The 10,845-nt window shown below is 45.8% G+C and carries 9 protein-coding genes; 6 read left to right on the forward strand and 3 right to left on the reverse strand.

Features of this window, described 5'->3' with window-relative positions; all coding sequences use genetic code 11:
• Positions 1-93 precede the first annotated feature (93 nt).
• On the forward strand, positions 94-1,578 hold the full coding sequence (locus tag MGMO_RS06365; RefSeq protein WP_023494217.1) for a leucyl aminopeptidase: 1,485 nt from the start codon (positions 94-96) through the stop codon (positions 1,576-1,578).
• Positions 1,579-1,593: 15 nt separating this feature from the next.
• On the forward strand, positions 1,594-2,022 hold the full coding sequence (locus tag MGMO_RS06370; RefSeq protein WP_023494218.1) for a DNA polymerase III subunit chi: 429 nt from the start codon (positions 1,594-1,596) through the stop codon (positions 2,020-2,022).
• 58 nt (positions 2,023-2,080) lie between these two features.
• Here MGMO_RS06370 and MGMO_RS06375 read toward each other — a convergent pair whose 3' ends face one another.
• Both MGMO_RS06375 and MGMO_RS06380 read right to left on the reverse strand, forming a co-directional pair.
• A complete protein-coding gene (locus tag MGMO_RS06375; protein WP_023494219.1) occupies positions 2,081-3,499 on the reverse strand; it encodes an undecaprenyl-phosphate glucose phosphotransferase in 1,419 nt (472 codons plus the stop codon).
• A 177-nt stretch (positions 3,500-3,676) separates the two neighbouring features.
• Positions 3,677-5,434 (reverse strand): L,D-transpeptidase family protein, encoded by a 1,758-nt coding sequence (locus MGMO_RS06380; RefSeq protein WP_023494220.1) that lies wholly within the window; start codon positions 5,432-5,434, stop codon positions 3,677-3,679.
• A 255-nt stretch (positions 5,435-5,689) separates the two neighbouring features.
• On the opposite strand from MGMO_RS06380, the gene MGMO_RS06385 reads away from it, so the two are divergent.
• On the forward strand, positions 5,690-9,118 hold the full coding sequence (locus MGMO_RS06385) for a mechanosensitive ion channel domain-containing protein (protein ID WP_023494221.1): 3,429 nt from the start codon (positions 5,690-5,692) through the stop codon (positions 9,116-9,118).
• A gap of 29 nt (positions 9,119-9,147) precedes the next feature.
• Here the strand turns inward: MGMO_RS06385 and MGMO_RS06390 are convergent, their stop codons facing one another.
• On the reverse strand, positions 9,148-9,600 hold the full coding sequence (locus tag MGMO_RS06390; RefSeq protein WP_023494222.1) for a tellurite resistance TerB family protein: 453 nt from the start codon (positions 9,598-9,600) through the stop codon (positions 9,148-9,150).
• Between the two features lie 138 nt (positions 9,601-9,738).
• On the opposite strand from MGMO_RS06390, the gene sugE reads away from it, so the two are divergent.
• From sugE to MGMO_RS06405, 3 genes are read left to right on the forward strand one after another with little or no spacing between them, the layout of a single operon-like run.
• Positions 9,739-10,059 (forward strand): quaternary ammonium compound efflux SMR transporter SugE, encoded by a 321-nt coding sequence (gene sugE / locus MGMO_RS06395; protein WP_023494223.1) that lies wholly within the window; start codon positions 9,739-9,741, stop codon positions 10,057-10,059.
• On the forward strand, positions 10,059-10,349 hold the full coding sequence (gene tusB, locus MGMO_RS06400) for a sulfurtransferase complex subunit TusB (RefSeq protein ID WP_023494224.1): 291 nt from the start codon (positions 10,059-10,061) through the stop codon (positions 10,347-10,349). The genes sugE and tusB overlap by 1 nt, the downstream gene beginning before the upstream one ends.
• The gene (locus MGMO_RS06405; RefSeq protein ID WP_023494225.1) at positions 10,340-10,672 is read left to right on the forward strand and encodes a TusE/DsrC/DsvC family sulfur relay protein; all 333 of its coding nucleotides are present in this window, start codon (positions 10,340-10,342) and stop codon (positions 10,670-10,672) included. Before tusB ends, MGMO_RS06405 begins: the two co-directional genes overlap by 10 nt.
• Positions 10,673-10,845 lie beyond the last annotated feature (173 nt).

A 10,845-nucleotide genomic window follows, 5' to 3' on the forward strand; every position in this document is an offset into this window, starting at 1 on the left:
ATTGTGTTGTATAATCGAACGGTTTTGGGCAGGCACTTAACCGCGACTGTCCGCTTGTTAACCTTGCCATACTAAAAACAGCGTAAAATCAAAATGGATTATTCTATAGAAACCGCAACCATAGAAACACTGCCCTGTGATTGTATCATTATCGGCCTTTATCAAAACCAGCAACTAGTAACTTCCGGTCCTGTACTATCCGAAAGCCTGCAAAACCTAATCGCCAAGGTTATAAGCAGGGGAGACACGAATGGAAAAGTGGGTGAGACCGTATTGATAAACATCATTCCTGACGGCGGTGTTGAACGTGTCCTGCTGGTCGGGTTGGGTGAAAATAAGCCCTTAACGCCTAAGAACTTCAGAAAAGCCCTGTCGGCTGCGGTCAACAATCTAAAAAAACCTTATCTGAAATCAATTGCCTGTGGTCTGGCGGCGGTCGCTGTCGAAGGTTGCGATTTGCGATGGAATGTCCGGCAAATTGTTGAGGTTTTCAACGATGCCGTTTATCAATTTACTGCACTCAAATCTGAAAAAGAAACCGAAAGCAAGCTTCAAAAAATCATGATTTCCGTGCCGGAAAGTAATCTGGCGCCTGCCCAGCAAGGGTTAACGCAAGGTTTGGCAATTGCCGAAGGTGTCGGTTTTACCAAAGCGCTTGCCGATCTTCCGGGAAATGTCTGTACGCCAACTTATATGGCCGAACAAGCGGTAGATTTGGGTAAAAACTATCCCGAACTCCATGTAAAAATCCTGGAAGAATCGGATATGAAAGAGCTAGGTATGGGTTCTTTCCTCTCGGTTTCGCGCGGTAGCCGTCAACCCGCTAAATTGATTGCCTTGGAATACCACGGTGGCAAAAAGGACAGCAAGCCGGTAGTCTTGGTTGGTAAAGGCCTTACCTTCGATGCGGGGGGTATTTCTTTAAAACCAGGACTAGGCATGGACGAAATGAAATATGACATGTGCGGCGGCGCAGCAGTCATGGGGACATTGCTTGCTGCCGTAAAAATGCAGTTGCCGCTCAACATTGTTGGCTTAGTGCCGTCGTCTGAAAACATGCCGGACGGTGATGCCAATAAGCCCGGCGATATTGTCACCAGCATGTCCGGGACAACCATCGAAGTGTTAAATACGGATGCAGAGGGCCGCTTGATCCTTTGCGACACGTTGACTTATGCGGAACGCTATAAGCCGGATGTCGTCATTGACTTGGCAACGTTGACAGGCGCATGTCTAGTTGCTTTAGGCCGGGTGCCCAGTGGCTTGCTTGGCAACGACGACAGCTTGTGCAATGCCCTAATCAAGGCGGGGGAAACTGCTTGCGACAGTGTTTGGCGGTTGCCCTTATGGGAAGAATACCAGGAATTGCTTAAGTCCAACTTTGCCGATCTCGCCAACATTGGCGGTAAGGATGCCGGCACGATTACTGCCGCTTGTTTCCTTTCGCATTTTGCCAAAAATTTCCGTTGGGCGCATTTGGACATTGCAGGTACGGCATGGCGTAGCGGACAAAACAAAGGTGCGACAGGCCGTCCTGTGCCGTTATTAAGCCAATACCTCATTGATCGGGCTTTATAATAATAGGTTGGCAGTGTGCCCAAAATCACATTTTATGTGTTGCCGACAGAATCATCCCAAGAACGCTACCTGTTTGCCTGTAAGCTGATAGAAAAAGCTTACCGTAACGGCACTTTTGCCTATGTGCTGACCGATTCAATCGAACAAAGTAAACACATTGACGACCTGCTCTGGACATTCAGGGCAGGCAGTTTCATTCCGCATCAGGTATGCACGGCTGAACAACCCGATGTTGAAAATGCGGTATTGATTAGTTTTAACAATCTGCCTGAATATCGGCAAAAGATAATAATTAACCTGTCAGCCCAATGCCCGAAAAATTTTCAACAGGCCGAGAGGATTCTGGAAATACTGGACAATAGCGAAGACACCAAAGTATGGGGCAGGAATCGTTACCGGCAATACCAACAGGCAAACATGGAGATCGTCACGCATAAGATGTGACGCGGTTGTCGCCTGCTTAAAAGGGGAGTTCGACAAGCAGCGTGGCCAAGGGTTGGGCCTAATAAGCTTTTGTGCTGGTAAAACCTTTGAGGATCGTGAGCAACACGATTTTAATGTCTAACCACAATGACCAGTTCCTGATGTAGTTGAGGTCGTGTTGTATCCGTCCTTCCATTTTATCAATGGTGTCTGTTTCGCCTCGGTAGCCGTTCACTTGTGCCAGTCCGGTGATCCCTGGCTTCACCTTGTGCCTTAACATATAGCCTTTGACTTGGCCGCGATAAAACTCATTGTGGGCCACCGCATGGGGCCTTGGCCCTACTACGGACATCCTGCCTTGTAGCACATTAAAAAATTGCGGCAATTCATCCAAGGATGTCTGTCTTAAAAAACGGCCCAACCGGGTGACACGGGGGTCATTTTTTTTGGCCTGGACAACCTGCCTGCCGTCTTCCCTGACGGTCATTGACCTGAATTTCCAGACAATGATTTGCTCCCCCCTAAATCCATAGCGGCGTTGTTTAAACAAGATGGGGCCAGGGGATGTTAGCCGAATTGCCAAGCTAATAAGCAATATTGGAACTATTATGAGTATGAGTATGAAACTACTAAAAGCGATATCGAACATTCTCTTGACGGCACCGTCAACGCCGTAAAAGGGCGTGTCAAGTATGCTGATAATAGGTATCCCTTTAATGTTGTCTATGCTTGCGCTCAACATATCAAACACGAATAAGTCAGGGACATAATGGACGCTAACCGTTGAATCCGATAATTTCGCGATGATGCCGTCAATACGTATTTCCGCCCGTAACGGCAAGGTAATATACACAGCGTCTACCGCACCCTCTTTGGCGAGCTTGACGAGATCGTTGGAATTACCCACCAATTTTGAATAATCGAATTGGTAAAGACCTTCCCTTCCTTGTTTTCGGTCGTCAAAAAAACCGATAAAGTCTATCCCCATGGCCTCTTCTTCACGGAATATTTTTTCCAACTCAACACCCAGCTTGGTGCCGCCTACAATCGCGACACGGTGTTTGTGTTTGTTTATTTTTCTGACCATATTGGCTACGCTACGGGTAATGACGTGCCAGGAAATGATTTCTATGGGTACGGCTAGGCTCCAGATCCAGAAAAGTCGCTTATAAATGGGGTCGATCAACAAATAAGCTTCATCGACACACAGTAAGACCAGCAATACGCAACCCCAAGACAGCGCAATAAGGCGTATCTCCGTCAGTACGGACATAGTGCGTCCGCCACGGTACACTTCATTGAACGATGCAAATACACCAAAGCCAACCACAGAAATAAATAGCCACCAAGTGTGCTTGTTGTCCCACTCAACGGCTGCCAGGTCGAGTATGGATGATAATGTCAGTCCGATAACGATAACGTCCAATAACCTTGCCAATATGACAAGCTTATTGCTGTGTGAATGAATGCCTTGAAAAGTATTGGGTGGGTTCACCATATTTTTACTGAAACAAATAATTTAGGCGGTAGTGTTCGATGCACGCTGATTTCATCCGGTGAGATTGTTAGGCAGTCTAGTCTTAAACGTCTTAACAACGCTAAGGAACAGCATTGCATGGAAACCTTTCAGGGGATTAAGCTCCCTTACTAAAGCATAGCAATCCTGGTCAATACTTCAAGGCATTCCATCGACGGCAGGCGGGGTTGTGGCTATGCCTGTGCTGAGGAAAATGGATTGGTCGGATAAGTCATTGGCTTTTTTGAGCGCTTCCAGGAGTAGGGTATCGTGTCCGTAAATATCTGGATAAAAGTCCAAGTTATTGTTTTGGTCGACAAATGAAGTGGTGTAGAAAAACAGTACGGGGATCGGTTGTTGTAACACGACTCGTTGGTTTGCGGGATTTTTCATGGCTTTTGTGATGGTGTCGGTATTCCACTTGCCTTGATTTTTTAGGGCAAATTCAGCCAGGACCATGGGTTTTTCCACGCGTACGCAACCGTGGCTAAAATCCCTGCGCGATTTGCTGAACAAGGAATTCGCGGGGGTGTCGTGCAAATAGACATCGTCTTTGTTAGGGAAGATAAATTTTACCTTTCCTAAACTGTTTTTGTTGCCAGGGCGCTGTCTTACCCTCAAGCTGCCTCTTTTGAGTTTCTCTAAGGTGTCGTTGTTTACCGCAAGTATCTTGGCTGTGCTATTGGAACTGGAAACAATCTCCATGTTTTGGGAAGTCAGGTAACCCGAGTTTTTGCTTAGCTTGGGCAGGATTTCGTCTTTCAATATATTTCTGGGGACATTCCAATAAGGGCTAAATTCGATAAAACTCATTTGCGCCATCAAAACTGGCGTTTGATTTTTTAAGGCCTTGCCTACAACAACTCTCATATTAGTGATATTGGTGCCATCGCTTAAATCATCAATCGCCCAAAGTTGGAATGCAGGGATGTTGACAATAACCGAGCGGTTGACATTCATGTCGGGTAGCCAGCGCAGCCTTTCCATTGCCAGCTCTATCTGGGTTATGCGATGTGCCAAGGGTTCGTTAAGCGCTGCAGCCGTGCTTGGGCCTATCGTGCCGTCCGAACCCAAGCCGTGGCGAAGTTGGAATTTTTTGATGCCATCAACAAGTTCAGGTGTGTACTTTGGGTTTTTTTCGGCATTACTGGGAATGGCACTTTCAGGCAAATCACCCACACTGGCTAAAAACCTGCCCAATTCCGCCAGTTGCGGATGGTGTTCCCCAGGGCGCAGCTTGCCTTTGACAAGCATATTGAGAGGGGATGCTTTTGCGGCAATAAGGCGATAAGTTGCCAGTGCGGATTTTAATTTGTGGTATTGCTGCAACTTGGGCTCGACCAAGAGGGGCAATTGGGAAATCGTGTTCAGCGATAAGCTGTCTTTTATCAAGGCAGGAAAATCAAGTAGTTTTTTATCCCTCAACTGCAAATTGAAGTTTATCCCTTGTGGATTTACCCGACCGTACTTAATATCGTGTAGGTAGCGTAATACCGATATACTCAGAGCCGTGTCGTACAGGGCGAGCTCTTTATAGGCAGTAGGCGGGRGGGCGAGCGCCAGCTTGTATTTTTCCCGCAGCAGGTCGACATCATAATTGGCCTGGATTAATCCTTCCGTTGCGGCATCCGCCAACAAGTCTAGTGCATCAGCCGTGTTTTTAGACGACTGGGTATTGCCTAGCCAAAGCAATTGGTAATTGGCCCGTTTATAAAGCGCATCCAAATCTTCTGTGCGGTTGGCAAAGTTAGCTTGTTTCAGGTACGGATGCTGCCTTGCCGTAATGATGGCATTAATTTCATTGCTGACACTTGCTTCCCTAAGTGTCGAGTCTTCTGCAAACAGTTGTTGAAAAGGCAATATCACCAAAAACAGCAGAAACCACTTGGCGGCGAAAAAATTTGCTTGTTGAGTCAAAGGGCAACTTCCTTGGATAAATATTAGGATAAGTTTCAGATGTTGGCGTTAACGCCGTTATAATCGCTAATTATACTTAACTACTTACAATCTCACACAAAATTCATTTTGGTTGGGCGATAAGTAATGTGTCGGCTTATTTCAACTGATTTATTTAATAAAAGCCTAATAAGCTAAAGGTAGTATAGCTCAGCTAATAGGAACCTATAGCGGGCCATAACAATGGCAAGACCCATAAAGTTCACTTAAATTTTTATGAAGATTATCGATTTTTCAACATTTTTTACAGGCAACGAGCCAGGATATAGGGTCAAGCTCTTTTTTTTGTTGGTTTTGATTTCAGTCGGTATCGGCAATGCGCAGGCCGGACAGGTTTCTGATAGCGTTTCATCAGGGAATAAACACCATGAAATCACCCAAAGTCAGATTAAGGCCAAAATTGATGAACTGAACGCCAAACAAGGAACTGATGAGGCTATCAAGACGAAATTGCTGCCCATCTATCAATCGGCTCAAGAAAATCTCGCCAATGCTGACGGATATATTGCAAAAACGGCTGAATTTGAGACGGCAATAAAGCAGGCACCGGAAAAAATCAAAAAATTGCAACGAGAAATTGAGCAAGGGCAGCAAAAGTTGGCTAAACAAAGGACGGAGGACTTTTCTAAGATTTCCGACGAAGAGCTGGAGCAGCGCCTGATATTGGAAAAAGAAAAAGTAAGCAACCTAGATGAACAGATAACAGGGATCGAAAAAGACCTGGCCCTGCAGAATGACCGTCCCCAACAGATTCGGCAAGAAACGATTGTGGCTCAACAGGCCCTGGAAGCGGCACAAAAAAAATCTGACATTTCGGCAATCCCTACTTCAAAATTGGAAACTGAAGCCCTGCAATTAAGGCAAGCCACGTTAATAGCCGTGCGCAACACAGAATTGAAAATGCTGTCGGCGGAGGCGAACAGTAATCTTGTTCGGGTCGAGTTGCTCAAATCGGAGTTGCAGTCATTAAATGTGCAAAAAGACCTGATAAGCCCGGTCATAATGGCTATTGAAAGCCTAGTCAACTCGCGTAGGCAGCAGGAAGCGATCCACCTGGAAAATGAGCTGACCCAAGCAGAGAAAACGGCTAGCGGCAAGCATCCCCTGATCCAGCAAACGACACGGGAAAATATACAATACAGCCGTGATTTGCAAGTGATAACCAGCAAGATAGAAACTTACAATGAATTAAAAAACAAGGTAGATACGGCTGCAAGCGAAATTGAGGCCGATTTCAAAAGCGCCGAAAAGAAAATCAGCTTGGCGGGTTTAAGCCCGGTTTTAGGCAAGATCTTGCGCGAACAACGGCGCAACTTGGCGAGTCAGGCGCGGCTCAATGTGGATTCCGAGTCCATTCAGGATGAGATGGCTTTAGCTAGCCTTGAACAGTTCAAGGTTGATGACAATCTCAAGCCTTTTGCGGATTTTGACGCCTACTTAAAAGTCCTGATGGATCAACATGTCGATAAGGCTATGCCGGTAGATAATCGCATGATGATACAAGCGGAACTACGGGTGGTGCTTAATAACCAGAAAGACCTGTTAAACAAACTTTCTGCGGCTGACACCACTTATCTGCGGACATTGGGCGATTTTGATTTCGCCAAGCATCAGATGCTGACCCAAATCAATAAATTTGCCGGCTATCTGGATGAACGGTTGCTGTGGGTACCGAGTTCAATGCCCATTAACGGCGCTTATCTGAGTGGTTTGTATGACTCAATCAAGTGGTTGATGTCGCCGTCAAATTGGGTGGCGTTGATCCAAGACATCACCGTGGTTGCCTGGCAAAACCCATTTCTGACCTTGATTGCCCTGATAGGGTCGATAGTATTGCCTGTGCTTAGGAGTCGAGCCAAGGGAGAATTAATTACCATAGCGAAGCGTATTGAGAAAATTTACACCGACAATTTTTCTTACACGTTAAAAGCACTCGCTTATACCCTCATACTGGTGTTGCCCCTACCCATATTTATCTATTTTTTGGGTTGGATCCTAAACGCCAATCCGCATGTTGCCAATTTTAGTAAAGCCGTGGGCGTAGGCTTGCAGGGCGCGGCCGTGCCTTTGTTTGTGATCCAGTTGTTTTATCGCTTGTTTGCGAATAACGGGATTGCCGTCAAGCATTTTCAATGGAAAAAAAACACGGCCAACCTTTTGCATAAGCAAATTGCGTGGTTACGCTTTGTCATTGTGCTGGGGGTTTTTCTGATTAATGCCACGGGTGCCGCGTCGTCATCCAGTTACAGCGACAACCTGGGTCGTTTGGCGTTGATCCTTAACATGATCGCCATCTCTGTGTTCTTTGCTAAAGTGTTAAATCCGAATACCGGGCTGTTGCAGGCATACATTAATACGCATCTTGATGATTTGTCTGTCAAACTTCGTTACGCCTGGTATCCGTTTGTGGTCTTCATTCCCATAATCGTTGTAGGGTTTGCGGTCGTGGGTTACTACTTGAGCGCTTTGGAATTACAGCAAAAGCTAATCATTACGATACGGCTCATTTTTGCGGCCGTTATCGTCTATGGCTTGGTTATCCGCTGGTTAACTTTTGTAAATCGACAATTGGCGTTAAAAAATGCCCGACAAAAACGTAAGGCGGCGAATGAAAAGCAAGCATCCTTGGCTGGTGTGGTGGGTGATGAGCCGGCACTGCCTGTGGACGAGCAGCTAATTGATATACCCACCATAAATGCACAAACGATCAAATTGTTGATTGTGTTTATCGGATTAAGCTTGATCGTTGGGCTTTGGTTGATTTGGAGCAATATATTGCCGGCCTTTTCGTTTTTGGAAGACATTATGCTTTGGCGGCATCTCGTCATCATTGACAATCAGGAAACCTATCAAGCAATAACATTGACCAATTTGTTGAGGGCAGGTTTGTATGTGTTTATTGTGATGGTGTCGGTACGAAATTTTTCTGGGCTGATGGAATTATTGGTCTTCAGCCGCCTGTCAATTACGACAGGGGCGCACTACGCGATCAATCAATTGGCAAAATACCTGATTATGGCGATTGGTTTTATCTGTATCGCCAATGAATTGGGCGGTAGCTGGTCGCAAGTCCAATGGTTGGTGGCTGCGTTAAGTGTGGGCTTGGGCTTTGGCTTGCAGGAAATATTTGCCAACCTGGTGTCCGGTATTATCTTGTTGTTTGAACGCCCTATCAGGGTGGGTGATACAGTGACTATCAACAACGTGAGCGGCAAAGTCAGCCGCATACAAATGCGGGCGACGACGATTATTGATTGGGATCGCAAAGAGTTGATTGTGCCGAATAAAACCTTTATCACCAATCAATTGATTAATTGGACGTTAAGCGACACGATAACGCGAATTGTTATCCCAATCGGGATTGCCTATGGTTCGGATGTGGAGCTGGCCCATAACCTGATGCTTGAGGCGGCGCGTATGACACCGCTCGTATTGGAAGACCCGGCGCCCAGCGTGATCTTTAAGGGCATCAAGGAATGTGCTTTGGAGTTTTCTATTATGGTCTTTGTCAGCGAGTTGGGGCATCGCGATTTGGTCACCAACAATCTGCACACCAATCTTGAAAAGATGCTTTGGGAAAATAAGATAGAACTGCCGTCAACACAGTTGGATATTAAGAAAAGCGCCTTGGGCTTAGAGGATTAAGCGCTCCCAAAAATCTTAAATAGGGGGGGTCAATAGCCCCGTGTGCGGTTCTTCACATGAAGTACCTCAGCATGGGTAATATACAAAAGCCGGGCAATCTTATCGACCAAGTATTCTTCATCCATATCCAGGTTATTGTCAACGAAGGCAATTTTCCACATAGACTCGATCAACTGAATTTTTTGGTCGTGGGTGTAGGCATTGCAAATTAAGTGGGTAAATTCAAAATAGTCGGTTGCTTGCCGTCTTTGGTGATCGGCATAAGCCATCAAGGTGTTGGCTTGCTCCTCAGTCAAGGAAAACGAGTTTTCCAGCAACGTCAATATCAATTGTTGCTTTTCGTTGGCCCCCGCTTCCTCTGTATGCATCATTTCTATCAGCAACGCGGCGCTGGCAGTTTTTAATTTGTCTTCACTGTCACCATTCGGTTCGGTCAAGGCGATATGTCGGTCAAAGAAGTGCTTAATTTTTTCGAGCATCATGAGAGTCGTAAAGTCAGGTGCGAAAGATTTACAGGTTAGGATATGGGCTATTGTAGCTAACAATGACGGTTTGCAGTGCCCATTGATTGGATTGATAGTAAACTAGCGGGCTTGATGAAATTGACTAAGAGGTGTCCGTTGGCGTGGTTGCTATTATTTTCTGCGGGTTTGGTGGAAATCGTTTTTGCGTTAAGCCTTAAATATAACGCGGGCTTTACCCGCTTAATCCCCAGCATAATTTCCCTGGTTTCAGGTGGATTGAGCTTATTTCTGTTGATGACCGCCTTAAAATTTCTACCTGTGGGAACAGCTTATGCAGTTTGGACGGGCATGGGCGCAGTCGGGGTTGCCATACTCGGTATTATTTTGTTCAAAGAGTCCGCTGACTTTTACCGTTTAGTGTCCATTTCTCTAGTCATTATAGGTATTATTGGGCTAAAGCTAACTGATAATAATTGATGCTGCACTTGATTTTTCAATCGCCTGTCGATAAGGCCGTGCTGGACAGGATGGCTTCCGGCGATGTCGCCGTATTTCTTGACAGTGCCGTACTCAGTGTCTTGAAAAATGGCAAGATTGCTGGGTTATTAAGCAATAAGCTTAACAGCAATCGTTTTTGTGTGTTGTCTGAAGATATGAAAGCCAGGGGAATCCTCGCGGTTGAATTGATGGCAGGATTGGAAGTTATCGATTACCCAGGTCTCGTTAACCTTACCGTTGAAAATCCGTTGATTGCCTCATGGAGCTAAAAGTCAACGGCCTTGCCTTGAAAACTACAGGGCAAGGTTTTCTGGTGAATAGGCAAGATTGGAACGAAGCCGTTGCAAACCAGCTTGCCCGTCACGAAAACATTGTACTTACAGAGCAGCACTGGGAAATCATCCTGTTTATACGTTCGTATTACGGGCAATACCGGCATTTGCCGAATACGCGGGTGTTCATCAAGGCCGTCGCCCATMCCTTGGGTGAAGATAAAGGCAACAGCCGGTATTTGCACCGATTATTTCCCGATGGGCCTTTGAAGTACGCCTGTAAGCTGGCGGGTTTACCTAAACCGCCGACTTGTCTATAACGCTTACTCAAGATTGGCTGGGTAACTGCAGCCCTTCCAGTGCGTTGGAAAATTCACAATCCTACTAAACTAGGGGCTGTTCTCAATTACTTTAACAAATAACCGAAAGCCATTGTAAAATATAGTTTTCACAGATATTTTGTTATGGTCAGAATGGTCTTGAGCGATACAAA

This window comes from Methyloglobulus morosus KoM1, from assembly GCF_000496735.2.
Taxonomy (GTDB): Bacteria; Pseudomonadota; Gammaproteobacteria; order Methylococcales; family Methylomonadaceae; genus Methyloglobulus; species Methyloglobulus morosus.